This window comes from Phyllobacterium sp. UNC302MFCol5.2, from assembly GCF_000686005.1.
Lineage (GTDB): Bacteria > Pseudomonadota > Alphaproteobacteria > Rhizobiales > Rhizobiaceae > Phyllobacterium > Phyllobacterium pellucidum.
Window position 1 is genome coordinate 405,597 of sequence record NZ_JMLL01000011.1, and the last position, 23,487, is coordinate 429,083.

Consider the following 23,487-nt stretch of genomic DNA (forward strand, 5'->3'; position numbering starts at 1 on the left):
ATTATTAAGCGAATATGACAGCCCCCGCCCCCGGAACTTTCCCATGACAGCAGCCGCCCACTCGTATATCAGTCGCAACCGACCGGATTGCGGAGGACTTCATGAACGGATTTGCGGCTATCGGCGAGTGCATGATCGAACTCTCGGGCGCCAATGGCGACCAGTGGCGCATGGGCTTTGCCGGCGATACGCTGAACACCACCTGGTATGTTCGGGCCCTCGCCGATCCAGACCTCGCCGTCGACTACGTGACCGCATTTGGCGACGATCCCTTTTCCGTCAAGCAAAAGGCATTCTTGCGCGACAATGGGATAAACACGGCCCACAGCCCGACGATTGTCGGCGCCCGGCCCGGCCTTTACGCAATTACCTTGACTGGTGCCGAGCGGTCCTTCACCTATTGGCGCAATGACGCCGCTGCGCGTCAGTTGGCGGATGACGCCGATGCGCTCGCCAGGAGCCTTGAAGGCCGCCGTATCATCTATTTCTCCGGCATCACCATGGGCATTTTGAGCCCAAAGAGCCGCCAGACTGTGCTCAACGCCGTCAGCAATGCGCGGCGTCACGGTTCGCTCATCGTATTCGATGCCAACTATCGTCCGCGTCTGTGGGAAAATGCCGAGACGGCGAGACAGGTATTGAGCAACGCGTTCCATGTCAGCGATATCGCCTTGCCGACATTCCCGGATGAAAACGCGCTCTTCGGGGACGTCACGCCGGCCGATACGGCCGCCCGCCTTGCGAGCTATGGCGTCAAGGAAATCGTCGTCAAGGATGGAACGGAACCGGCGCTGGTCGTTTCGGGAGGGGTCAGCACCAACGTACAGGCCGCCAAAGCCAATGCGGTCGACACGACCGGCGCTGGCGACAGCTTCAATGGCGGCTATATTGCTGCCCGCCTCGCCGACCTCGATCCGGTTGCGGCCGCAAAACGGGCGCATAAGGTGGCGGCGCGCGTCGTCGAATTTCACGGCGCGCTTGCCCCGGTGGACGAAGCGCGCAAGGCCTTTGATGCTTAAGCCTGCTTTGCCTTATTGAAACTGTACTTGGTCATTTGGCTGTAGGTCTCCTGCGGCCGAAGTATTGCCTGCGGGAAATACGGGAAATGGGTCGAGTCCGGCCATACCTGCGCCTCGAAACAGAAGCCGGCATAATTATCGTAGGTGCTTCCTGTCAGCCCGATCGGTGGACGCCCGCCCAGCGTATTGCCGGCATAGAACTGCACGCCGGGTTCCGTGGTCAGAACGTTCAACTCGACGCCCGACTTCGCGCCCTTGGCCGATGCTACCCGCCGCAGGGGCTGGCGCTGGCTCGACAGGCAGAAATTGTTGTCATAGACCACCTGGGCGCCACGTTCTTCGCGGCGGATCGACCGGTAATCCCGAAAATCATGCGTCGTGCCCGCCACCGGGAGAACCCGCCCGTCGGGAATGAGATCGGCATCGACCGGCAGATAGGCCGCCGCATCGATGCGCACCTGATGGTCAAGCGCATCGGTTGCACCGCCATCATCGAGATTGAAGTAGCTGTGATGGGCAAGATTGCAGATGGTGGGTTTGTCGGTCACGGCATCCATTCGGATTGCGAGTGTGCCCTTTGATTCCAGCATATAGGTGCAGGTGATGTTGAGATTGCCGGGAAACCCCATCTCGCCATCACCAAGCTGGATGGTCAGCGTCACATAATCCGAGCCGACGGCGACGACGTCCCAGCTGCGCTTGCCGGCACCCCGGCTTCCGCCGTGAATATTGTGCCTATCGTGAAAATTCCGCTCCAGCGCATAGGTCTCGCCGTCGATCGTGAGTTCGCCGCCACGAATGCGGTTGATCGAACGGCCGACCGTCGCGCCGAGATAGGGCGAGTGTGCCGGATAGTCGGCGAAGTCCTGGTAGCCCAGGACCAGCGGTGGTTCGTGGCCCTTGAGGCGCAGGTCCTGGATGACTGCGCCCCAGGTCAGAACCTTGGCGGTCAGCCCCCCGCCGGAGATCGTGATGCGGTGGACTGCTTCGCCCTCAGGCGTGTGGCCGAATAACTCAGTGTTCATTTAGAGGCCGAGACCTCCGACGCAGACATATTTCGTATCGAGATAGTCTTCAATGCCCTGATGTCCGCCCTCCTTGCCGAGCCCCGATTCCTTGACGCCGCCAAAGGGTGCCTCGACCGTGGTGATCATGCCTTCGTTGACGCCCACCATGCCGTATTTGAGCCCCTCGGAAACGCGGAACACGCGGCCAAGGTCCCGCGTATAGAAATAGCTCGCAAGGCCGAACTCGGTGTTATTGGCAAGGTCGATCGCTTCCTGCTCGGTCTCGAATTTGTAGACCGGCGCCACTGGACCGAAAATCTCTTCCTTGGTGAAAAGCATGTCTTCCTTGGCGTCGCTTATGATCGTCGGCTCGTAGAAGCTGCCGCCGAGCGCATGGCGCTTGCCGCCGGTCACGACCTTGCCGCCCTTCTGCTTGGCATCGGCGACGAATTCCTCGACCTTGGCGACTGCCTTCTCGTCGATCAGCGGACCCTGTTCTGTACCGGTTTCGAGACCGTCGCCGACCTTGAGTTTCCGGGTCGCCGCAGCGAACTTCTCGATGAAGGTGTCGTAGATACCCGATTGAACCAGGAAGCGGTTTGTACACACGCAGGTCTGGCCGGAATTGCGGAATTTGGCGATCATAGCACCCTGGACGGCGCGGTCGACGTCCGCATCGTCGAACACGATGAAGGGGGCATTGCCGCCAAGCTCCATGGACACCTTCTTTACGGTGTCCGCCGCCTGCTTGATCAGGATCTTGCCGATCTCGGTCGAGCCGGTGAAAGTGATCTTGCGCACGAGGGGATTGCTGGTGATTTCGCCGCCGATCTCAGAGGCAGAACCGGTGAGGATGTTGACGACGCCCTTCGGAATGCCGGCCTCCTCGCAAAGCGCACCCCATACAAGCCCGGAATAGGGTGTCTGCGTGGCTGGCTTGACGACCGCCGTGCAGCCTGCAGCGAGCGCCGGACCGATCTTGCGTGCTAGCATCGAGGACGGGAAATTCCACGGCGTGATGGCGCCGATGACGCCAACTGGCTCCTTCGTCACGAGGATGCGGCGATCGGCCCAGGGCGATGGAACGATATCGCCATAGGTCCGCCGCGCCTCTTCGGCGTACCAGAGAATATAGGCCGCCGACATGCCGACCTCGCCCCTGGACTCGAACAGCGACTTCCCCTGCTCCAGTGTGAGGAGTTCGGCCAGGGCGTCCTGGTTATCGAGGATCGCGTCGTGCAGCTTGCGCATCATCTTGGCGCGCTCGAGCACCGATGTCTTGCGCCAAGTCTTGAAGGCCTCGGCTGCAGCGTCGATGGCGCGCCGCGTTTCGGCCTTGCCGGAATTCGGAACCGTGCCGATCTTCAGGCCGGTTGCAGGGTTGATGACGTCGATCGTCTTGCCGGAATCGGCGCCCACCCACTCACCATTGATCAGGTTTGCCTGCTTCATGAACGGGCTGGATTTCTGCAACATCATATTTCTCCCTGTGTTCGAAGGGTTATTGTGTCCGTGAGTTCCGTGAAGGATAACCCTGCATCGCCTTTGGCAATGTGCGTCTCGTGAAGACGATGGGGCTACCCTGCTCCTTTTTGCCAAAAGCTGCAACTGCCTTGCCTAGCCGAAAATATGCGTGACGACGGAAACCCAGAACGCGAGCGTGAGGGCCGACAGCGCCGTTGCCATGACCATGGAATTCGAGGCGAGCGCCTGCCCGGTGCCGAAGCGCGTCGCAATCAGATAGGAGTTGACGCCGGCAGGGAGCGCGGCAGCGGTGACGGCAATCTTGGCGGTAAAGGGCGGCATGCCGATCAGCAAAGCCGCAGCAAGGACAACAGCCGGCATCAAAAGGAGCTTGATTGACGACATGACAAGCGAAGCGGCGATGTGGCCCGACACACCGAATTTCTTGAGCCCCATGCCCATAGCGAAAAGCGCGACCGGGCCGGCGACGCTTGCCAACGTCTGAATAAGCGAATCAGCAACGACGGGCATGCGCAAGCCAGTCTGGCGCCATAGCCAGCCGGCGAGGATACCGATGACAAAGGGATTGCGCAGCAGGCTTTTGAAGAATGAGGCAACCACCGCGGATAAATGACTCTCGCCATCGAACACCCCGTCGCGGCGCAGGGCGAACTCGTGCAGCGTTATGGACGCGGCCATCATGATCGGCATGTGAACGGCGACAATCAGCGACAGGATGGCGAACCCCTCCTGCCCAAAGACACCGAGCATCAGTGGCATGCCCAGGAACACGAGATTGGAAAAGGCACCCGAAACCCCGGCGACGACGCCGGCGCGATTGTCGCGGCCAAACAGCACCTTGATTGCCAGATCGGATGCAATCCAGGCAACGACCACACCAATGAAGTAGCTGATCCACAATTGCCAAGGGGCAGCCCCGTGGAAATCGGCCGTCACCATGGTCCGGAACAAGAGAAGCGGCGCAGCGACGACAAAGACGAAGTCCGACAATCCGTCGCCCACCCGCTCATCAAGCAGCTTGAACTGGGCTGCAGCATAGGCGATGGCGATCACACCGAAGACGACAAGGATTGTTTCAACGAGACCCATTACATTCCGCAATAGGCGGGCGCGCCATGCCGCGCAAGCAGTTCCAGGACTTCACTTTATTTTTCTTCGCCAAATCACCATTTCGCCTGATAAGGAGGCCAGATGTCGAGGCTGCTTATCCATCCCTTACGTGTCCATATGCTCGCGTTGGCGTTGAGCGCGCTCGCATTTCTTTCTACCGCCGAAGCGACGGATGCGGCATGGGCGCGCGTCCAGCGGGGTGGATATACGATCCTCATGCAGGGCGCCGACGTTTCGGGAACGCTAAGTCCAACCGTCGATCACTCCGTCGACTGCTCGGCGACGCAGACGCTTTCTGATCGCGGCCGCCAGCTTGCGCAGAAATTGGGCGCGCGGTTTGCGGCGCGCGGCGTGCGCATCGATCGCATCCTGACCAGTTCCACCTGCAATGCGCGTGAGACGGCGCGCCTGTCGTTCGGCTCCATTCCCGCCAGGATTTTCAAGCCGCTCGATCCGCTCCCCGCCGATGACGCCGCCAAGGCCGCTGAACTCGAAAAGATCCGCGTTCTGATCACAGGCTTCAAGGGGTCCGGAAATCTGGTAATGCTGACCGATCGCGCCAATATAACGGCTCTGACGGGCGTAACTCCGCGGCCCACGGAAGCCGTAGTGGTTATCGCCAATGAAGAGGGTGAAGCTGTTCATGTGGCTGGACGAATTATATTCGACTAGACGGCGCACAACCTTGGGTCTTTCCATAGACCTTGAAAAACGTTAGATACCGGCTCATCAGACATCAGTGCCTTCGAGGGGCACCGGAAGAAAAAAGGAAAATCAATTGTCCGAAACATTCGACAAGGTTGCCGATATCATTGCCGAAACCAGTGAGATCGATCGCGACTCCATTACGCCGGAAAGCCATACGATTGACGATCTCGGCATCGATAGCCTTGATTTCCTTGATATTGTTTTTGCAATCGACAAGGCCTTCGGTATCAAGATCCCGCTCGAACAGTGGACGCAGGAAGTCAATGACGGCAAGGTCCCGACCGAAGAATACTTCGTGTTGAAGAACCTGTGCGCCAAGATCGACGAACTCGTCGCCGCCAAAAAGGCCTGATTTCCGAGCAACGATTCGGACCGAGTCAACTTCCACCTAACGGGGTGCACCGCGTGGACGGTGTTGCGAGACAATGCAGAACAACACCGTCGTCATCACTGGGATTGGACTGATCTCATCGCTGGGCGAAGGCGCAGATGCCCATTGGCAGGCGTTCAGCGGCAAGGCTGAACCGCGCACCGACAGTGAAACCTTCCAGCCATATACGGTCCACCCGCTCGGCGAGGTTGACTGGAACAATCAGATACCGAAGCGCGGCGACCAGCGGCAGATGGAAACCTGGCAGCGCATCGGCACCTATACCGCCGGCCTCGCGCTGCAGGATGCGGGCATCAAGGATGACGAGGCGCTTTGCGCCACCATGGATATGGTCGTTGGTGCCGGCGGCGGCGAACGCGATGTTGCGGTTGATCTGCAGATCCTTGCCGAAGCGCGCGTGCGCAATGACCTCGGCACGATGCTCAACGAAAAACTATCGACGGAACTGCGCCCGACGCTGTTCCTCGCCCAGCTTTCCAATCTCCTTGCCGGCAATATTTCGATCGTCCACAAGGTCACCGGTTCCTCGCGCACTTTCATGGGTGAAGAGGGCTCCGGCATTTCTGCGATCGATACAACAGTTGCGCGTATCCGTTCGGGCCAGAGCACCCACGCTCTCGTCGGCGGCGCATATAACGCTGAACACCCGGACATGCTGCTCGGTTATGAGCTGAACAACATGCTGCTGCAGAATGGCTGGGCGCCGCTGTGGCAACGTGAAGACGCGGCCGGCGGCGGCATCGTTACCGGTTCGGGCGGCGCATTCCTGGTCCTCGAAAGCGAGGAACACGCGAAGAAGCGCGGCGCCCGCGCATATGCGGCGATCGACGGCGTTTACAGCACGCAGATCCGCCGCAGCCGCGACGACCTGAAAGAAACGATCGCCAAGCTTCTCGGCGCGGCAACGGCCGACTCGCCGGCTGACGTCATCATTTCCGGGGCATCCGGCGCCAAGCGCATCACCGCTGCCGAGAAGGCGGCGCTCGACGCATTCTCGAGTTCGTCCATACGCGGTATCGCCGGCAAGCTCGGTCATTTCCGCGAGGCGCAGTTCCCCCTGGTCGTTGGCCTTGCCGCGCTCAGCATCTATCACGGCACCGCTTTTCCCCCCATCGATCCCGACAATGAAAAGGCCGGCCCCGAGCGTGTCGACACGGCGCTGGCTACCTCGATCGGCGGCTCGCGCGGCGAAGGCGTTGCCCGTCTCGTCAAAGTTTAAGGATATGCCGCATGTCCAAATATACTGATCATCAGGGCCGCCCGCTTGTTGCGATTACCGGCCTCGGCGTTGTTTCCTCGCTCGGTCAGGGCAAGGAGGAAAACTGGGCAGCGCTGACATCCGGTACGTCCGGCATCCACAGGATCACCCGTTTTCCCGTCGATGGACTGCGCACGCAGATCGCCGGCACCGTTGATTTCCTCGAAGAAAGCAACAAGGGCGCTGTCGCGCTGTCGCAGAAGCTCGGTTCTCTCGCCGGCGAGGAAGCGATCAAACAGGCCGGCCTCTCCGTCGATGATTTCGGCGGTCCACTGTTTCTGGCAGCGCCACCGGTCGAACTCGACTGGCGCAACCGCTTCGCGCTCGATGCGCTGGTCCGCAATGAAGGCGAGCCGGGCTACGATCTCCTTCTCGCGGCCTGCCGCCGCGCGCCGCAGGTCGACATGTTCAATACTGTTGAGTTCGGCTACATCGCCGAACAGCTCGCCGAGAAGTTCGGAACGCGCGGCCTGCCGGTGACGCTGTCGACGGCCTGCGCGTCTGGCGCGACAGCGATCCAGCTCGGCGTCGAGGCGATCCGCCGCGGCGAAAGCGACAAGGTGCTGTCAATCGGCACCGATGGTTCGGTTTCCGCTGAAGCACTGATCCGCTTCTCGCTGCTCTCTGCCCTCTCCACCCAGAACGAGCCCGCTCACAAGGCTGCAAAACCATTCTCCAAGGATCGCGATGGCTTCGTCATGGCCGAGGGTTCCGGGGCGATGGTGATGGAATCGCTGGAAGCAGCCGTCGCCCGCGGCGCCAACATTCTCGGGATCATGCGCGGCTGCGGCGAAAAGGCCGACGACTTCCACCGCACCCGTTCGAAGCCGGATGGATCGCCCGCCATCGGAGCGGTCCGTGCAGCGCTCGACGATGCCGGCATCGCAGAGGATGCGATCGACTATATCAACGCCCACGGCACCTCCACGCCGGAGAATGACAAGATGGAATATCTCGCCCTGTCGACCGTGTTCGGGGAGCGCATCTCGAAGCTGCCGACGTCGTCCAACAAGTCGATGATCGGCCACACATTGACGGCGGCCGGCGCCATCGAGGCGGTATTCTCGATGCTGACGATCCAGACCGGCACTATCCCGCCGACGATCAACTACGACAATCCCGATCCAGCCATCGATCTCGACGTGGTGCCCAATGTGAAGCGCGAGGCGAGCGTTTCATCGGTGCTTTCCAGCTCATTCGGGTTCGGTGGACAAAATACCTGTCTTGTCATGACCGCAGAACCGAACTAATCCGTGGCCTGAACAAGGAAACGGATATGCGTGCACTACAGCTGATCGACGACCGCAAGCTCGAATTGGTCGATATTGCCCCTCCGCCCCCGCCTGGCGTCGGCGAGGTCACGGTGAATATCAGGGCCGTTGCGCTCAATCACATTGACGTCTGGGGCTGGCGCGGCATGGCCTTCGCCAAGCGAAAGATGCCCCTGACGATCGGCGCGGAAGCATCCGGCGTTGTCGATGCGATCGGCCCGGGCGTCAGTTCGGTGCTGCCCGGACAGCTTGTTTCGATTTACGGCGCGCAGACCTGCGGCCTTTGTCGGCCCTGCCGCGAAGGCCGCGACAATCTCTGCGAACACGTATCCGGGGTCCATGGCTTTCACCTTGACGGCTTTGCCCAGGAAAAAGTCAACTTGCCGGCGCGCCTCCTCGTCCCGGCGCCCCCCGGCGTCGACGAGATCGGCGCTGCGGTGGCGCCCGTTACCTTCGGTACGGTCGAGCACATGCTCTTTGACAACGCCAAGCTCGAGCCCGGCGAGACGATCCTCGTGCACGCCGGAGGGTCGGGCATTGGCTCGGCGGCGATCCAGCTTGCCAAGAAGATCGGCTGCACAGTCATTACGACTGTCGGTTCCGACAACAAGATCGAGAAGGCGAAGGCGCTGGGCGCCGACCACGTCATCAACTACCGCGAAGATCGCTTCGAAGGTGTCGTGCGCAAGCTGACGAAGAAGAAGGGCGTGGACGTTGTCTTTGAACATGTCGGCGCGGACACCTGGGCGGGTTCCATGCTGTCGCTGCGACGCGGCGGGCGTCTTGTCACGTGCGGCTCGACATCCGGCGTATCGACGAACATGAACCTGATGATGCTGTTCCAGCAGCAGTTGAAGCTGCTCGGCTCCTTCGGCTGCCGCATGGAGAACATGGCGGATGCGATGCAGAAGATGGCGCGCGGCCTCGTTCATCCGGTCATCGATACGCAAGTCGGTTTCGATGAAATCGACACGGCGTTGAAACGGATGGAAGGCCGGGACGTTTTCGGCAAGATCATCCTGCGCATCAACTGATTTCCGATGAAGCTCAATACGAAACTTGCTCTGTTCCGGTGGAGCCAGAGGCTCAAGTCGTTCAACTACTGGCTGACGGCGAATGTCGTCTTCGGCATTTTGTGGCTGTTGCGCCGCCTGCCCGCACAGGCAGCAATGGATTTCATGGACGCCGCGGCGCGCAAGATCGGCCCGCTGATGGGACGCCACCGTGTCGCCATGAACAACCTGCGCAAGGCCTATCCGGAAAAGTCCGAGCAAGAACTGCAGGATATCGCGCGCGACATGTGGGGCAACATGGCGCGGCTCACTGCCGAATATGTCTTCCTCGACGCCATCTTCGACTACGATCCGCACAGCAACAAGACCGGGATCATTGAAGTGCATGGCCGGGAAATCTTCGAGCGCCTGCTCGGGGAAAATGACCGGCCGCATATTTTCTTCACCGGGCATACCGGCAATTTCGAACTCTTGCCGATCTGCGCCGCGACATTCGACTTGAATGTCACAGCGTTGTTTCGCCCGCCAAACAATCCCTATGTCGCCAAGCGCATCCTGGGCGCCCGCCGCACCAATATGGGGCACCTCGTTCCATCGAAGGCCGGAGCGGCATGGTCGCTCGCGACTGTTCTTAATGCCAACGGCAATGTCGGCATGCTGGTCGACCAGAAATTCCGCCGCGGCATCCCCTCGACCTTCTTCAATCGCCCCTGCAAGACCAATCCGCTTCTGGCCAAGCTCGCGCGCCAATATGATTGCGATGTCTATCCCGCCCGCTGCATCCGCTTGCCCGGCGGCCGCTTCCGCCTCGAACTCGAGGAAAAAATGGAACTGCCCCGCGACGAAAAGGGTGCGGTAGACCTTGCTGCCACTGTGCAAGCCTTGAACGACAAGGTTGAGAGCTGGGTTCGCGAGTATCCCGGCCAGTGGATGTGGTTCCACAAGCGCTGGAACTGATCACCTAGTAATAGTTCATCACCGCGTGCCGGGCCTCGGCGAAGAAGAGCCAGCGCTCGGTAAGGAGGCCGAGAAGATGCGCGAGGACGCCTACGGCAAGGACGAATTGTGCCAAGAGGCCGCCGCCAATCGCCATGGCAGCAAGCAAGGCAACGACCGGCAGCACGATGCCGCTTAGAAACGCTATCATCCAGAACTTGGCCGCATGCTTGCGGGCAACGCGAAAGCCCATTTCGCGCGTCAAGTAATTCTCCAGCGCGTGAGGACGCTCGAACAACCGCACCTTGCCGATATGTCCGAGCCCGGTTGCCGTCTCCGGCGTCGACATGGGAACGAGTGTCATTGCCCCCTTGCGCCAGATCATCTTGGCGACAAGGGCAAGCAGAATGAATAACAGCGCCAGAAGCTCGAGTCCGAGCGCGCCTCCGGCAAAACTCGCCGCGAGCAGAAATCCTCCGGCCAGCGAAAACAGCAAAAAGCAAAGCGGCGTGAGCGGGGTATTCCAGTTGCCGACGGTCTTGAGCGACGCGTAGATCATCGATGTGCAATAGACGGTGATCAGCGCGCCGGCGACCGTGATCAGGCCAAGCAGCACATCGTGGCGATCGTCGAAAACAGCCAGTGCGGCGCTCAAGGTCAGCGGCACAAAGGTGGCGATTGCCATCACCCCCTCGCGCGACAGCCAGCTCGATCGCCATTGGCTGAGCGCTCGCCACGCGCGCTGCGGATTGCCGAGATGGAGAAGCGACGAGGACAGCCCGATGCCGATGAGCCCAATCGAAACGACATAGGCGATCTTGGTCGAGAGCGCGGCCGGATCGAGAAAGCCAAGCCCGAGGACGACGGCAAGACCATAGCCAAGGCCGGACAGGGTCGTGAAGACGATGATCGAATAGGCTGGATGCATTTATTGCGGCCTCGACATTGCGGGGACCCGCAGGTGGTGGGCGTCACCCCCCTCTGTCCTGCCGGACATCTCCCCCACAAGGGGGGAGATCGGATGGCCGCAAGCCTGTGTTCCAATTTGTACGACGGTAGTTAGGCAAACCCGTGAAGCAGGCTGATCTCCCCCCTTGTGGGGGAGATGTCCGGCAGGACAGAGGGGGGTATCATAGGATAGCGAGCCTGCCATGCTAACTCACATCCGATCGAGCGCTCTGTCGAGCCAGGCAAAGAAACCGGTCGCACCTTCGCTGTTCTCGGCAAGCGGCACCAATGGCGCACTCTCGCTCAGAGCCTTTCGCGGGCGTGGCGGCAAATATTTGTTGGTCGGCCGCGTCCCCTGCTCCGGCATCAGATCGAAACCACCGCGCTCCGCCACCATGATCGACACCTCGGATGTCGGATCGCCGAGATCGCCGAAGTGGCGCGCGTTGGCGGGACATGTGCGAACGCAGGATGGTATCCGGTCCTCCTGCTGCAACGTCTCGTTGTAGATGCGATCGACGCACAGAGTGCATTTCTTCATGACGCCGGCGGCGAGATCCATCTCGCGTGCGCCATAGGCGCAGGCCCAGGCGCAGAGCCCGCAGCCGATGCATTTGTCCTCGTCGACAAGCACAATCCCATCTTCAGCGCGCTTGTAGGAAGCGCCGGTTGGGCAGACGGTGACGCAGGGCGCATCCTCGCAATGCAGGCAGGATTTCGGAAAATGAACGATGCGCGCATCGCCTGCTTCCCCGATGACTTCACCACCCTCCGGCACCACTTCGAAACTGTGAATGCGGTTTAGAAACGTGCCCGAAACGTCGTCGCCATAAGGGTGCTGGTCCGAGAGTGCATTGCCGTAGCCGCCCGTGTTCCATTCCTTGCAGCTGATGACACAGGCATGGCAGCCGACGCAGACATCGAGATCGATGACAAGGCCGAGCTTCGTGGAGGTGCGGTTTTGCGGCAGGCTGGTCATTTGCGCGCCCACTCCTGGCCGTAGCGAATTTCGTCGGCGCCAGGCTTCTGGCTGCCGGGCCGTTCAATCGCACCAAATTGCGGCTCGCTCATAGCATCGCGTTCTTCGGCCTTTTCGATGCGGACACGCAAATCATACCAGGCCGCCTGTCCGGTGATCGGGTCGGAATTCGACCAGCGCATGCCGTCGGCCTTGGGCGGCAGGAGTTCGTGGATAAGGTGGTTGAGCAGGAAGCCCTTCGTCGCCTCCGGCGCATCGGACGCGAGTGCCCAGGCCCCCTTGCGCTTGCCGATGGCGTTCCATGTCCACATGGTGCGCCCGTTTACCGCCTCTGTCCGCGCAATCTCGCATTTGATGCGGCCATGATGCGAGATTACCCACGCCCAATCGCCGTCCTTGAGCCCAAGCTCGTCGCAAATCCCGCCCGGAACATAGAGCGGGTTGCGCGTATGGATTTGCCGGAGCCAGGCATTTTGCGACCCCCAGGAATGGTACATCGCCATCGGTCGCTGCGTCAGCGCGTGATAGGGAAAGGCGTTCGAGTCGATGCCCTGTTCCTCGAACGGCCGGTACCAGTCCGGCAGCGGATCGAAGCAATCGATGAGGCGCTGCCTGTACGCTTGCGGCGCAACCGGCTGGCGCACGCCCTCGGCGGACAGACGGAACTTCTGCAGCGTCTCGACATAAAGCTGGATCGTGACCGGCTGCGGGGCGTCGAAGAAGCCCATGTCGATGGCAAATTGCTGGTAGGCCGCGTTATGATGCTTGAAGTAGAGCGCTTCCTCCGGAATGTGCTTCACCCAGAAGGCGCCGTGTTCGATATATTGCTTGAGCTGATCCTTGTTTGGCGCGCCCCTGCCCTCATCCTCGCCAGCCTCGCCGCGAAAGCCGGAAAGCGGTCCGATGCCGGGCTTGCGCTGGTGATTGACGATGTAATCGGCGTAATCCTTGTAGAGCGCTTTGCCATCCGCATCGACGAAGCCCGGCAATTTCAGGCGCGCACCAAGATCGATCAGCACCGACTGGAAGCCGCGCACGTCGCGGTCGGGTTTCAGGACCGGCCACCGGATTGCGTCGCAAGCCGCTTCCGGCTCCGAGATCGGACGATCGAGCAGCGAAATACAGTCATGGCGTTCGAGATACGTCGTATCCGGCAGAACAAGATCGGCATAGGCCACCATTTCTGACGAATAGGCGTCGGAATAGATTATCTTGGGTATCCTGTACTCGCCTGTCGCAGGATCGCGCTCCTCGAGCATCCTGATCGTGCCGCGCGTGTTCATCGACGAGTTCCAGGCCATGTTGGCCATGTAGAGAAAGAGCACGTCGACGGGATAAGGGTCGCCCGCCGAGGCATTGGCGATCACCATATGCATCATGCCATGGGCCGAAAGCGGCGCCTCCCATGAAAAGGCCTTGTCGATCCGTTGCGGCTTGCCGTCTGCGTCGACCAGTAGGTCCTCCGGCCCCAGCGGATAACCGAGATGGGGTCCTGCCAGCGGTTGGCCCGGCCTCACATGCTCAGATTTACCGTGCGGGCGAGGATGAGCCGTGGCGGGCTTCGGATATGGCGGCTTGTAGCGATAACCGCCGGGGCAGTCGATCGAGCCGATGATGGTCTGCAGCACGTGCAGCGCACGGGCAGACTGGAACCCGTTGGAATGGGCGGAGATTCCGCGCATGGCGTGAAAGCTGACCGGGCGTCCGATCATCACCTCGTGCTGCTCGCCCTTCATGTCCGTCCACGGCTGCGCAATGACGATCTCTTCCTCGAAGGCGACCCGCGCGATCTCGGAGGCAAGGCCGCGAATGGTCTTTGCGTCGATCCCGGTTTCGGCCGCCACTGCCTCCGGCGCATATTTCGGATCGAGATACTTTTCAGCCATCAGGCGAAGGACACTGCGCACGTTGCGATTGTCGGCAGTCATGAAATCCGCGTTGAGATCGGCGACATGTCCGGGCTCGTCAAATCGAACGAGTGCCCCGGTGGCGCGGTCGCGCACCAGCGCCTTGCCGAGATCATCACGCAGGAAGAGCCCATGATCCTCATGACCCGGATCGTCGATCACCAGCCAGGGGGCGTTGGTGTAGCGGCGCAGATAGTCGAGATCGATGCGGCCGGTGCGAAAGAGTTCATGGATAATGGACAGGATCAGCAGGCCATCGGTGCCAGGCCGGATGCCGATCCAGTTGTCGGCGATGGCGGAATAGCCGGTGCGGACGGGATTGACCGAAACAAAGCGCGCGCCTCGCTTTTTCAGCTTGGAAATGCCTATCTTGATCGGGTTGGAATCGTGATCCTCGGCAACGCCGAAGAGAACGAAAAGCTTGGTCTTGTCCCAATCCGGTGCACCGAATTCCCAGAACGCACCGCCTATCGTATAGATGCCGGCGGCCGCCATGTTGACCGAGCAGAAGCCGCCATGGGCCGCATAATTCGGCGTGCCGAAATTCTGCGCCCAGTAGCTGGTCAAGGCCTGCGACTGGTCGCGCCCGGTAAAGAAAGCCAGCTTCTGCGGCGCAGTTTCTCGTACCGGTTGCAGCCAATCGACGGCGAGCGACAGCGCCTCGTCCCAGCTGATTTCCCTGAATTGGCCGGAGCCGCGCGGCCCGGTGCGCAGGAGCGGCGCCCGCAGGCGCGCAGGCGAATAGTGCTGCATGATACCGGCAGAGCCCTTGGCACAGAGCACACCCTTGTTGATGGGATGATCGCGATTGCCCTCGATATAGCGGACCTTGCCATCCTTCAGATGGACATCGATGCCGCAGCGACATGCGCACATGTAGCAGGTGGTCTTGCGAACTTCATCACCAACCGGCTCCGACAGGGCAAGGTCTGGTTCTGAATTCATCTCTTGAGTCGCCCCGCTGTTTGCATACCCGATTGTTTCACAATGCGTAGTGAAAACAATCCTGTAACAGTCGATCAGTTGCAGTTTGGCGAAGCGTTTCAGCCTCGACTGCGAGAGCCTGCCCGACTCGGAGGCATCTTAGCGGTTTTGCAGCGGCGTATTGTAGGGAAAGCGGCACATGGCTTTATTTGTGCAGACAAATCGCAACCGTGGCGCGAATCAGGACCGATCGGCACGCCGCCGCTTATACATGGTCCAGGCATCGCGGATCTCCCGCAACGGCATCTGGGGATCAACGATCCTGGCCAGCGGCACAATGTCCGCGAGCGACCCAGCCTTGGGCCGCTCCACGCATATCAAATCGATGAGCCGTTCGCGCCGATCGAAAAGCGGCGTCATTCCCAAAGGCCCATCGTGTCGGCGGTCCAGGCGCCCTGGCGAACCATGCGGCGCCTCGCCTTGAGGAAAAGCACTGCTGCCAGCGCCGCGATCAAGAGGCCGGCGCCTACGTTCCAGACCATCGAGATACCGACGGCTATAAGGATGACGAGAACCGGGATGAGGCGGCGAAACCAGGTTTCGACGACGGCGTCGCGGTCGGCCTTGAGCCGGCGCTCGCGCATCAGTTCAGTCTTTTCGTGCCTGGTCATCACGACACCTTCAAACATGACGGCACAAGGGTCATAACCTGCGGCTTCGGGGTCGAAAGCCTCGTCAATACGTCGTTGGCGGCGATATTCCGCCAGAGTCCAGCGTGTCATTTTACGAGTTCTACAGCCGAATGGGGCATCGGCACGTCAGCATGGGATGGCGCAAGCAGCGCCAGCGCAAGGATAAGGCCAATAACGCAGAGGACACCAATAGCACAGGAGCCGCGGCGCTCGTCGGAGCTGCCTTCGTGCTCTTGTTCCATGCGTGCATATTCAGTCTCTGCTACTCGTTCTTCGCGGAGCATCGTCGTGGTCCTGTTTGGTGAAAAAGTTGCCGTTACATTGCGGCGATTGACCAGATGGCCCTTGTCGAGTTCAAGTTCAATCGGGTGCGACAAAACTGTACAAATGCGCAATTTACTTGCTGCGAAAGACCACTTTGTAACGCTTACTTACGTTTGCCGGGCATCCGTCAAAGAAAGTGCAAAGTAGTGCAATGCATTCGTGAACCTGTTGCAATGGCGCCTTGGCGCAGCACTTGCCTCTTGCCAAATCAGCGGGTCCCCTGATTTGATGCGCGCATGGACGAAAAGCTGCGCCGGGCCATTGATAGACGCCGTGACGACCTGGTCGCGCTGACGCGTGATCTCATCCGCTTTCCGACGATCAATCCGCCCGGCGAAGCCTACACGCCCTGCGCCGAATATCTGGCGAAGCGCCTGCAAAAATCCGGATTCGAAACGCAACTGATTCGGGGCGTCGGCACGCCGGGTGATACTGACCGCTATCCGCGCACCAATGTTATCGCCCGCTTCGACGGCCGCACCCATGGCCAGACCGTGCATTTCAACTCGCATATCGATGTCGTCGATACCGGTGAGGGCTGGACGGTCGACCCGTTCGAGGCCGTGGTTAAGGACGGCAAGATTTATGGTCGCGGCGCCTGCGACATGAAAGGCGGACTGGCGGCATCGGTCATTGCCGCCGAAGCCTTTCTCGAGGTCTATCCGGATTTCGCCGGCGCAATCGAGATTTCCGGCACCGTCGACGAAGAGTCGGGCGGATTTGGCGGCGTCGCTTTTCTTGCGAGCAAAGGCTTTTTCTCGAAGCCGCGTGTCGACCACGTCATCATTCCCGAACCGCTGAACAAAGACCGTATCTGTCTCGGACATCGCGGGGTGTGGTGGGCCGAAATCGAGACCAAGGGCGAAATCGCCCACGGTTCGATGCCGTTCCTCGGCGACTGCGCGATCCGGCATATGAGCGCGGTGCTCGACGCCTTCGAGAATGAGTTGTTCCCGGCACTCGACAGGAAACAAACCCGGATGCCGGTCGTACCGGAAGGCGCGCGACGCTCGACCATGAACATCAACGCCATCCATGGCGGCCAAACCGACGACTATTCCGGCCTGCCCTCGCCCAACGTGCCGGATTCCTGCCGGCTGACGATCGATCGCCGCTTCCTGCTTGAGGAAGATATTGCCGAAGTGAAACGCGAGGTCACCTCGATCCTCGACCGGTTGCAATGGGAACGGCCGAAATTTCACTACGAGATTCGGGACATCATGGAGGTGCAGCCCATCATGACCGAGCGCGACGCGCCGGTGGTGACAGCGGTGGCGGAGGGCATCCGGACCGTATTCGGACGCGAGCCCGCCTATGTGATTTCGCCCGGCACCTATGACCAGAAGCATATAGCCCGCATAGGGCTCCTGCACGATTGCATCGCCTATGGGCCCGGCATTCTCGATCTTGCACACCGGCCGGACGAATATGTGGGCATCGACGACATGCTCGAATCCGCTAATGTCATGGCGCTTGGGCTCAAGATTCTCTTGTCCGGATCGGTTTGACCTGTTGGGAGTGGTTGAATGAACAATTTCGCAAAATCGGCACTGGTGGGCGCGGCCCTGGCGCTGCTCACCTCGAGCGCAGCCTTTGCCGCGCGCGCCGATCTCGTGCTCGGCATCGTCCTCGAGCCGCCGCATCTCGATCCGACAGCAGGCGCGGCTGCTGCCATCGACGAAATCGTCTACGCCAATATCTTCGAAGGGTTGACCCGTATCGGGCCGAAGGGCGAAGTCCTGCCGGCGCTGGCGGAAAGCTGGACGCTTTCCGACGACGGCAAGACATATACGTTCAAGCTACACAAGGACGTGAAATTCCACGACGGCACCAGCTTCGACGCGGAAGACGTGAAATTCTCGCTGGACAGGGCACGCGGCGGCGACTCCACCAATGCGCAAAAAGGCCTGTTTGCAGCAATCGATACAGTCGAGGTTGTCGATCCGTTGACGGTCAAGGTCACGCTGAAGCAGCCGAGCGGCGATTTCCTCTATAATATGGGCTGGGGTGACGCCGTCATCGTCGCGCCGGAAAGCGCCCAAACCAACAAGGAAAAGCCGATCGGCACCGGGCCATTCAAATTCGATAGTTGGGCCAAGGGATCGCAGATTGTTATGTCGAAGAATGCGGCCTATTGGGGCAAGCCAGCCCTGCTCGACAAAGCGACATTCCGCATCATCCCCGATCCTGCCGCCGCGACCGCGGCGCTGCTTGCGGGCGATGTCCAGGCCTTTCCGGTGTTCCCGAGCTATGAAACCATCGCGCAGTTCGAGGCCGATCCGCGTTTCAAGGTCGTCATCGGCACCACCGAGGGCGAAACCATCCTCGGCATGAACAACAAGAAGCCGCCTTTCGACAATTTGAAAGTGCGTCAGGCCATCGCCCATGCGATCGACCGCAAGGCGCTCATCGACGGTGCGATGTTCGGGCTCGGAACCCCCATCGGCTCGTTCTTTCCGCCGCACCACCCTGCCTATATAGACCTGACATCGGAAACGGCTTTCGACCCTGAATTGTCGAAGAAGATTCTTGCGGAGGCCGGTCACCCCGATGGGTTCAAAACCACGCTGAAGCTGCCACCGCCGACCTATGCGCGGCGCGGCGGGGAGATTATCGCGGCTGAACTGCGCGACGTCGGAATCCAGGCTGAAATCGTGCCGCTCGAATGGGCGCAATGGCTCGATCAGGTGTTCAAGAACAAGGATTACGACATGACCATCGTGTCGCACACCGAGCCGAACGATCTGAATATTTTTGCCCGCGACGACTATTACTTCAACTACGACAATCCGGCTTTCAAGGATCTCATCAAGCAGATCGAGGCGACGTCCGACGACGCCAAGCGAACGGAGCTTTACCAAGAGGCGCAGAAGATACTCGCGACCGATGTTCCCGCGGCTTTTCTTTTTCAGCTGCCCAAGACCGGCGTCTGGGATGCCAAGATCGAGGGCCTTTGGGAAAACGGCCCGATCCAGGCCAACGACCTGACCACTGTGAAATGGGCGGATTGAGTTTGCACCTGACGGAGGGGGGTGTCATCGATCGCCACCCGCGCTCCTTATGCTGAACTACGCCGTAAAGCGCATCCTCATTGGCCTTGCGACAGTATTCGCCGCGTCGATCGTCGTCTTCGCCATGCTGGAAATCGTTCCGGGCGACCCCGCGCGGCTCATGCTCGGCATGAATGGGACAGAAGATGCGGTTCACGCCCTGCAAGAGCAGATGGGTCTCAACCAGCCGCTTCTAGCGCGCTACTTCCATTGGCTGGGCGGCCTCCTGACAGGCGATCTCGGCAGGTCCTACACCTATTCGGTTCCGGTGGTCGATCTCATTGGCGAGCGCGTCGCAGTATCCCTGCCGCTCGCCCTCATCTCGCTCGTGCTCTCAACGGCAATCGCATTGCCTGTCGCTCTTTATTCAGCCTCGCGGCGCGGGACAGTTGCCGATACCGCAAGCATGGGCGTCGCCCAGATTGGCGTCGCCATCCCGAACTTCTGGTTTGCCCTCCTCCTCGTTTATGTTTTTGCCGTGACACTGCGGCTTCTGCCCGCGGGCGGTTTTCCCGGCTGGAGTGCCGGCATCTGGCCGGCGTTGAAGACGCTCATATTGCCATCGACCGCACTCGCATTGCCGCAGGCGGCAATTCTCGCGCGTGTTGCCCGCTCCGCCCTCCTCGATGTACTTGGCGAAGACTACATCCGCACCGCGCGCGCCAAGGGGCTCAGCAGGCGCGGCGTTCTTTACCGCCATGCCCTGCGCAATGCACTCATCCCGATCCTGACCATTATCGGGCTGCAATTCGCCTTTCTGCTCGCCGGAACAATCATCATCGAGAATGTCTTCTACCTTCCCGGATTAGGGCGGCTGGTGTTTCAGGCCATTACCCAGCGCGACCTCATCGTCGTTGAAGGCGTTGTGATGTTGCTGGTCGCGACGGTCATCCTCATCAACCTCGTCGTCGATCTTTCCTATGCCATCGTCGATCCGCGTCTGCGGAGCCGCCCATGACCGCCTCTGCATGGCAGGAAGGGATGTCCAAGGCGATCGGCAACCGGTCGTTTCTGGTCGGCCTGACGATCACCGGCGTCGTTGCAGTCATGGCCGTCCTCTCCTTCGTCTGGACTCCCTACGCCGTTGGGACGCTCGACATTGCCGGCAAGTTGAAGCCGCCCTCCTGGAGCCACTGGCTCGGCACCGACCATTATGGCCGAGACATGCTGTCGATGATCATGGTCGGCAGCCGCAACTCGATTGCGGTCGCCTTCGTCTCGGTTGCGATCGGCCTCGCGATCGGCGTGCCGCTCGGGCTTTGGGCCGCAGCGCGAGGCGGCTGGATCGACGAACTGCTCATGCGGCTCAACGACCTGGTGTTTGCTTTTCCCGCACTGCTTTCAGCGGTGATGATAACCGCGGTCTTCGGACCCGGCGCGATCAACGCCATTATCGCGATCGGCATATTCAACATCCCGGTCTTCGCCCGCGTCGCCCGCGGCGCGGCGCTGTCGCTTTGGCCGCGCGAATTTATTCTCGGCGCGCGCGCCTCCGGCAAGGGCGCGGCGCGCATTACGATCGAGCATGTCCTGCCCAACATCGCCAATCTCCTTGTGGTCCAGGCGACGATACAGTTCTCGCTGGGCATTCTCGCGGAGGCCGGGCTCTCCTATGTTGGCCTCGGTTCGCAGCCGCCGATGCCAAGCTGGGGTCGCATGCTGTTCGAGGCCCAGACCATGATCGGTCTTGCGCCGCACATGGCGCTGTTTCCGGGTCTTGCCATCGTCATTACGGTGCTTGGCCTCAACCTCCTTGGCGACGGCCTGCGCGATGTACTTGATCCGCGATTGCGGCGGGAGCGCTGATGGCACCCCTCCTTGACATCAAGGATTTGCGCCTGACGATTGGTGGCGTCCCTGTTCTGAACGGCATCGACCTCGCCATCGAACCTGGAGAAATCCGCGCGCTCGTCGGCGAATCCGGCTCCGGCAAGTCGATGACCGCGCTTAGCGTCATGAAGCTTCTGCCCAATGGCGCCCGCTCCGGGGGCCAGATCCGCTTCAACGGCACCGACATTCTCGCAGCGAGCGAGGCCGAAATGTGCCGCCTGCGCGGTGACGACATCGGCATGGTTTTCCAGGAACCGATGACGGCGCTCAATCCGACGAAGACGATCGGAGAGCAGGTTGCCGAAGGCATCAGATTGCATACAGGCGCGAGCCCTGCCGTGGCGGAAGAGCGAACGCGCGCCATCCTTGACCGCGTCGGCCTGCCGGCCGCGAAATTTCCGCTCGGCCGTTATCCGCACGAGCTTTCGGGCGGCCAGCGTCAACGGGTGGTCATTGCCATCGCCTGCGCGCTAAAGCCGAAGCTGCTGATCGCCGACGAACCGACGACTGCACTGGACGTCGTGCTGCAGGCACAGATTCTCGATCTGTTGCAGAACCTCGTCCGGGACGAGAAAATGGGCATGCTCCTCATCAGCCACGATCTGGCGGTCGTCGCCGATGTCGCCGATAGCATCACCATTCTACGACACGGCGAAGTCATGGATCGCGGCGAGACCACGCAAATCCTGACGGAACAGGCGCATCCCTATACGCGCCAGCTGGCGCAAGCCTCGATGCACGTGCCGGATCGGTCGCGCCCCCACATCGCGCAAGACGACGGACCGCTCCTTTCAGTCCGCAATGTCGCGCGCATCTACCCCGGCACGCGCACCGGGTTGTTCGCAAGAAGCGAGCCGACGATTGCGGTCGACGATGTAAGCTTCGAGCTCGAGCCCGGCCAATCCATGGCCCTTGTCGGGCGCTCTGGTTGCGGCAAGTCCACGTTGGCACGCATGATTCTGGCCCTGGACAAGCCGTCGCACGGCGACATCGTCCTGTCCGGACGGCGGATCGACAATCTCGGCGAAGCAGCGCTGCGCCCGGCACGGCGGCACATGCAGGTCGTGTTTCAGGATCCTTACGGTTCGTTTAACCCACGTCACAAAGCCGGGCGTCTGGTGGCCGAACCCCTCTTTCTGTTCGATACACCACTCTCGCAGGGCGAGACACGTGAACGGATCGACACCGCGCTTGAACGCGTCGGGATCGCGCCGAAAGATCGCGACAAGTACCCGCATGAATTCTCCGGCGGCCAGCGGCAGCGCCTCGCCATCGCCCGCGCCATCATCACCGAGCCGAAGCTGGTGGTGGCGGACGAACCGGTTTCGGCCCTCGACGTTTCGATCCGCGCCCAGATCCTCGACCTTTTCGCCGATTTGAACGGCCGCCTCGGCATCGCCTATCTGTTCATTACCCACGATCTCGCCGTGGCACGCGCGATAACGGATAGTGTCATGGTGATGGCTGATGGCAGGATCGTGGAACGAGGTCGGACGGACGAGGTGCTGCGCCATCCGGAGTCCGACGCCGGGCGCGCATTGGTTCAAGCTTCGCCAGACTTGCACAGGTCGCTCGCCCGCCGCATTGGCGAACAGGGGTAACGCTGGCGCGCCTGGTCGACGTATCGCGATGAGCCGCTAAAGCAGCAAACCGAAAAGGAAAAGCACCAGGACGACGCCGGTCAACGCGGCGGTCGCAACGCCGAAAATATCCAGCGCATCTTCGATATTGTCGGCGCCGGCATCGCGGCGGCCGGCACCATTGAGCATGGGCTCATTGGCGACTTCGCCGCCATAGACCCGGGGCCCCGCCAGTGCGACCTCGATCGCCCCGGCCATCGCCGCCTCGGGCCAGCCGGCATTGGGCGAGCGGTGGAGGCGCGCGTCCCGCATCATGACGTTGAAGGAGCGCAGTGCCGCGTCGTAACCATGGACGATCCAGGCCGCCCCCGAAATCAGGAGGCCCGTCAGCCTTGCCGGAATCCAGTTGGCAACATCGTCGAGCTTTGCGGCAAACCGCCCGAAATCGCGATGACGGTCATTGAGATGGCCGATCATGGAATCGGCGGTATTGAGCATTTTGTAAGCCAGCAGGCCGGGGAGCCCGAGCAGCGCGAACCAGAAAGCCGGCGCGACGATGCCATCCGACGTATTCTCGGCGAGACTTTCGATCGCCGCACGGCTGACGGCGGCATCGTCAAGCGTTTCAGGATCGCGGCCGACGATCATGGAAACGGCGCGCCGGGCGCCGACGATGCCTTCCTCACGCAGCGCAACGGCAACGCGGCTCACATGATCGGCAAGGCTCTTCTGGGCAAGGAACACGGCGACGATCAGTGCTTCGATCAGTTCGCCGAAGGGCGGGATTGTACGCAGTGCAACGTGGATCACCAGACCCGCGACAGCGGCAATTACAAGCAGAACGAGCGTGACGACAAAACCGTCGCGCCGGCGCTCCTCATCGGATTTCGAAGACGTGTTGAATCGCTTGTCGGCAAATTCGATGGCCTTGCCGAAGAGCACGATCGGGTGCGGCACGCGCTCCCAGAGCCATTCCGGATCGCCGAAATAGCGGTCGGCAAGGAGTGCAAGAAACAAGATCAAAAGATTGATTTCCATAAGTGAATCGATCCTGT

The 23,487-nt window shown here is 60.8% G+C and carries 22 protein-coding genes; 12 read left to right on the forward strand and 10 right to left on the reverse strand.

What is annotated here, in order from left to right; all coding sequences use genetic code 11:
• Positions 1-101 precede the first annotated feature (101 nt).
• Positions 102-1,019 carry a sugar kinase gene (locus tag BR48_RS0113290; RefSeq protein ID WP_027231743.1) on the forward strand — a complete coding sequence of 306 codons (918 nt, stop codon included), beginning with the start codon at positions 102-104 and terminating at the stop codon, positions 1,017-1,019.
• Here the strand turns inward: BR48_RS0113290 and BR48_RS0113295 are convergent.
• The 3 genes from BR48_RS0113295 to BR48_RS0113305 form a co-directional block, all read right to left on the reverse strand.
• A complete protein-coding gene (locus BR48_RS0113295) occupies positions 1,016-2,044 on the reverse strand; it encodes an aldose epimerase family protein (RefSeq protein ID WP_027231744.1) in 1,029 nt (342 codons plus the stop codon). The genes BR48_RS0113290 and BR48_RS0113295 overlap by 4 nt on opposite strands.
• A complete protein-coding gene (locus BR48_RS0113300; RefSeq protein ID WP_027231745.1) occupies positions 2,045-3,502 on the reverse strand; it encodes an NAD-dependent succinate-semialdehyde dehydrogenase in 1,458 nt (485 codons plus the stop codon).
• Between the two features lie 141 nt (positions 3,503-3,643).
• Positions 3,644-4,600, reverse strand: a complete 957-nt coding sequence (locus BR48_RS0113305) for an AEC family transporter (RefSeq protein ID WP_027231746.1) — start codon at positions 4,598-4,600, stop codon at positions 3,644-3,646.
• A 102-nt stretch (positions 4,601-4,702) separates the two neighbouring features.
• On the opposite strand from BR48_RS0113305, the gene BR48_RS0113310 reads away from it, so the two are divergent.
• The 6 genes from BR48_RS0113310 to BR48_RS0113335 all read left to right on the forward strand — a co-directional run bounded on the left by BR48_RS0113310 (position 4,703) and on the right by BR48_RS0113335 (position 10,219).
• The gene (locus tag BR48_RS0113310) at positions 4,703-5,293 is read left to right on the forward strand and encodes a hypothetical protein (RefSeq protein ID WP_051614959.1); all 591 of its coding nucleotides are present in this window, start codon (positions 4,703-4,705) and stop codon (positions 5,291-5,293) included.
• 106 nt (positions 5,294-5,399) lie between these two features.
• A complete protein-coding gene (locus tag BR48_RS0113315) occupies positions 5,400-5,681 on the forward strand; it encodes an acyl carrier protein (RefSeq protein WP_027231748.1) in 282 nt (93 codons plus the stop codon).
• 73 nt (positions 5,682-5,754) lie between these two features.
• The gene (locus tag BR48_RS0113320) at positions 5,755-6,939 is read left to right on the forward strand and encodes a beta-ketoacyl-ACP synthase (RefSeq protein WP_027231749.1); all 1,185 of its coding nucleotides are present in this window, start codon (positions 5,755-5,757) and stop codon (positions 6,937-6,939) included.
• An 11-nt stretch (positions 6,940-6,950) separates the two neighbouring features.
• Entirely contained in the window at positions 6,951-8,228 is a 1,278-nt protein-coding gene (locus BR48_RS0113325; RefSeq protein ID WP_027231750.1) for a beta-ketoacyl-ACP synthase, read from the forward strand.
• A gap of 26 nt (positions 8,229-8,254) precedes the next feature.
• Positions 8,255-9,283, forward strand: a complete 1,029-nt coding sequence (locus BR48_RS0113330) for a zinc-binding dehydrogenase (protein ID WP_027231751.1) — start codon at positions 8,255-8,257, stop codon at positions 9,281-9,283.
• Between the two features lie 6 nt (positions 9,284-9,289).
• The gene (locus BR48_RS0113335; protein ID WP_027231752.1) at positions 9,290-10,219 is read left to right on the forward strand and encodes a lipid A biosynthesis lauroyl acyltransferase; all 930 of its coding nucleotides are present in this window, start codon (positions 9,290-9,292) and stop codon (positions 10,217-10,219) included.
• A gap of 4 nt (positions 10,220-10,223) precedes the next feature.
• Here BR48_RS0113335 and BR48_RS0113340 read toward each other — a convergent pair whose 3' ends face one another.
• The 6 genes from BR48_RS0113340 to BR48_RS26215 form a co-directional block, all read right to left on the reverse strand.
• Positions 10,224-11,126 (reverse strand): DmsC/YnfH family molybdoenzyme membrane anchor subunit, encoded by a 903-nt coding sequence (locus tag BR48_RS0113340; protein WP_027231753.1) that lies wholly within the window; start codon positions 11,124-11,126, stop codon positions 10,224-10,226.
• 231 nt (positions 11,127-11,357) lie between these two features.
• Positions 11,358-12,125: a 4Fe-4S dicluster domain-containing protein gene (locus BR48_RS0113345; protein WP_027231754.1), complete on the reverse strand. Its 768-nt coding sequence runs from the start codon at positions 12,123-12,125 to the stop codon at positions 11,358-11,360.
• Positions 12,122-14,977, reverse strand: a complete 2,856-nt coding sequence (locus tag BR48_RS0113350) for a molybdopterin oxidoreductase family protein (RefSeq protein WP_027231755.1) — start codon at positions 14,975-14,977, stop codon at positions 12,122-12,124. The genes BR48_RS0113345 and BR48_RS0113350 overlap by 4 nt, the downstream gene beginning before the upstream one ends.
• Positions 14,978-15,196: 219 nt before the next feature.
• The gene (locus BR48_RS0113355; RefSeq protein ID WP_027231756.1) at positions 15,197-15,376 is read right to left on the reverse strand and encodes a hypothetical protein; all 180 of its coding nucleotides are present in this window, start codon (positions 15,374-15,376) and stop codon (positions 15,197-15,199) included.
• Positions 15,373-15,738, reverse strand: coding sequence for a hypothetical protein (locus tag BR48_RS0113360; protein ID WP_027231757.1), 366 nt, complete (start codon positions 15,736-15,738; stop codon positions 15,373-15,375). Before BR48_RS0113360 ends, BR48_RS0113355 begins: the two co-directional genes overlap by 4 nt.
• On the reverse strand, positions 15,735-15,890 hold the full coding sequence (locus BR48_RS26215; RefSeq protein ID WP_155810880.1) for a hypothetical protein: 156 nt from the start codon (positions 15,888-15,890) through the stop codon (positions 15,735-15,737). The genes BR48_RS0113360 and BR48_RS26215 overlap by 4 nt, the downstream gene beginning before the upstream one ends.
• 318 nt (positions 15,891-16,208) lie before the next feature.
• On the opposite strand from BR48_RS26215, the gene BR48_RS0113370 reads away from it, so the two are divergent.
• The 5 genes from BR48_RS0113370 to BR48_RS0113390 are packed head-to-tail and all read left to right on the forward strand — an operon-like array spanning position 16,209 to position 22,453.
• The gene (locus BR48_RS0113370; protein ID WP_027231759.1) at positions 16,209-17,480 is read left to right on the forward strand and encodes an acetylornithine deacetylase/succinyl-diaminopimelate desuccinylase family protein; all 1,272 of its coding nucleotides are present in this window, start codon (positions 16,209-16,211) and stop codon (positions 17,478-17,480) included.
• A gap of 18 nt (positions 17,481-17,498) precedes the next feature.
• A complete protein-coding gene (locus BR48_RS0113375; protein WP_027231760.1) occupies positions 17,499-18,983 on the forward strand; it encodes an ABC transporter substrate-binding protein in 1,485 nt (494 codons plus the stop codon).
• Between the two features lie 49 nt (positions 18,984-19,032).
• On the forward strand, positions 19,033-19,980 hold the full coding sequence (locus BR48_RS0113380; protein ID WP_027231761.1) for an ABC transporter permease: 948 nt from the start codon (positions 19,033-19,035) through the stop codon (positions 19,978-19,980).
• A complete protein-coding gene (locus tag BR48_RS0113385; protein ID WP_027231762.1) occupies positions 19,977-20,828 on the forward strand; it encodes an ABC transporter permease in 852 nt (283 codons plus the stop codon). The genes BR48_RS0113380 and BR48_RS0113385 overlap by 4 nt, the downstream gene beginning before the upstream one ends.
• Complete coding sequence (locus tag BR48_RS0113390) at positions 20,828-22,453, forward strand: dipeptide ABC transporter ATP-binding protein (RefSeq protein ID WP_036814395.1); 1,626 nt, start codon at positions 20,828-20,830, stop codon at positions 22,451-22,453. The genes BR48_RS0113385 and BR48_RS0113390 overlap by 1 nt, the downstream gene beginning before the upstream one ends.
• Before the next feature lie 36 nt (positions 22,454-22,489).
• Here BR48_RS0113390 and cbiB read toward each other — a convergent pair whose 3' ends face one another.
• Complete coding sequence (gene cbiB, locus BR48_RS0113395) at positions 22,490-23,470, reverse strand: adenosylcobinamide-phosphate synthase CbiB (RefSeq protein WP_027231764.1); 981 nt, start codon at positions 23,468-23,470, stop codon at positions 22,490-22,492.
• Positions 23,471-23,487: the final 17 nt, after the last annotated feature.

Coding starts and splice junctions, on each gene's coding strand:
- BR48_RS0113290 (WP_027231743.1), top strand. CDS start 102: ATGAACGGATTTGCGGCTATCGGCGAGTGCATGATCGAACTCTCGGGC.
- BR48_RS0113295 (WP_027231744.1), bottom strand. CDS start 2,044: ATGAACACTGAGTTATTCGGCCACACGCCTGAGGGCGAAGCAGTCCAC.
- BR48_RS0113300 (WP_027231745.1), bottom strand. CDS start 3,502: ATGTTGCAGAAATCCAGCCCGTTCATGAAGCAGGCAAACCTGATCAAT.
- BR48_RS0113305 (WP_027231746.1), bottom strand. CDS start 4,600: ATGGGTCTCGTTGAAACAATCCTTGTCGTCTTCGGTGTGATCGCCATC.
- BR48_RS0113310 (WP_051614959.1), top strand. CDS start 4,703: ATGTCGAGGCTGCTTATCCATCCCTTACGTGTCCATATGCTCGCGTTG.
- BR48_RS0113320 (WP_027231749.1), top strand. CDS start 5,755: ATGCAGAACAACACCGTCGTCATCACTGGGATTGGACTGATCTCATCG.
- BR48_RS0113325 (WP_027231750.1), top strand. CDS start 6,951: ATGTCCAAATATACTGATCATCAGGGCCGCCCGCTTGTTGCGATTACC.
- BR48_RS0113330 (WP_027231751.1), top strand. CDS start 8,255: ATGCGTGCACTACAGCTGATCGACGACCGCAAGCTCGAATTGGTCGAT.
- BR48_RS0113335 (WP_027231752.1), top strand. CDS start 9,290: ATGAAGCTCAATACGAAACTTGCTCTGTTCCGGTGGAGCCAGAGGCTC.
- BR48_RS0113340 (WP_027231753.1), bottom strand. CDS start 11,126: ATGCATCCAGCCTATTCGATCATCGTCTTCACGACCCTGTCCGGCCTT.
- BR48_RS0113345 (WP_027231754.1), bottom strand. CDS start 12,125: ATGACCAGCCTGCCGCAAAACCGCACCTCCACGAAGCTCGGCCTTGTC.
- BR48_RS0113350 (WP_027231755.1), bottom strand. CDS start 14,977: ATGAATTCAGAACCAGACCTTGCCCTGTCGGAGCCGGTTGGTGATGAA.
- BR48_RS0113355 (WP_027231756.1), bottom strand. CDS start 15,376: ATGACGCCGCTTTTCGATCGGCGCGAACGGCTCATCGATTTGATATGC.
- BR48_RS0113360 (WP_027231757.1), bottom strand. CDS start 15,738: ATGACACGCTGGACTCTGGCGGAATATCGCCGCCAACGACGTATTGAC.
- BR48_RS26215 (WP_155810880.1), bottom strand. CDS start 15,890: ATGGAACAAGAGCACGAAGGCAGCTCCGACGAGCGCCGCGGCTCCTGT.
- BR48_RS0113370 (WP_027231759.1), top strand. CDS start 16,209: ATGGACGAAAAGCTGCGCCGGGCCATTGATAGACGCCGTGACGACCTG.
- BR48_RS0113375 (WP_027231760.1), top strand. CDS start 17,499: ATGAACAATTTCGCAAAATCGGCACTGGTGGGCGCGGCCCTGGCGCTG.
- BR48_RS0113380 (WP_027231761.1), top strand. CDS start 19,033: ATGCTGAACTACGCCGTAAAGCGCATCCTCATTGGCCTTGCGACAGTA.
- BR48_RS0113385 (WP_027231762.1), top strand. CDS start 19,977: ATGACCGCCTCTGCATGGCAGGAAGGGATGTCCAAGGCGATCGGCAAC.
- BR48_RS0113390 (WP_036814395.1), top strand. CDS start 20,828: ATGGCACCCCTCCTTGACATCAAGGATTTGCGCCTGACGATTGGTGGC.
- cbiB (WP_027231764.1), bottom strand. CDS start 23,470: ATGGAAATCAATCTTTTGATCTTGTTTCTTGCACTCCTTGCCGACCGC.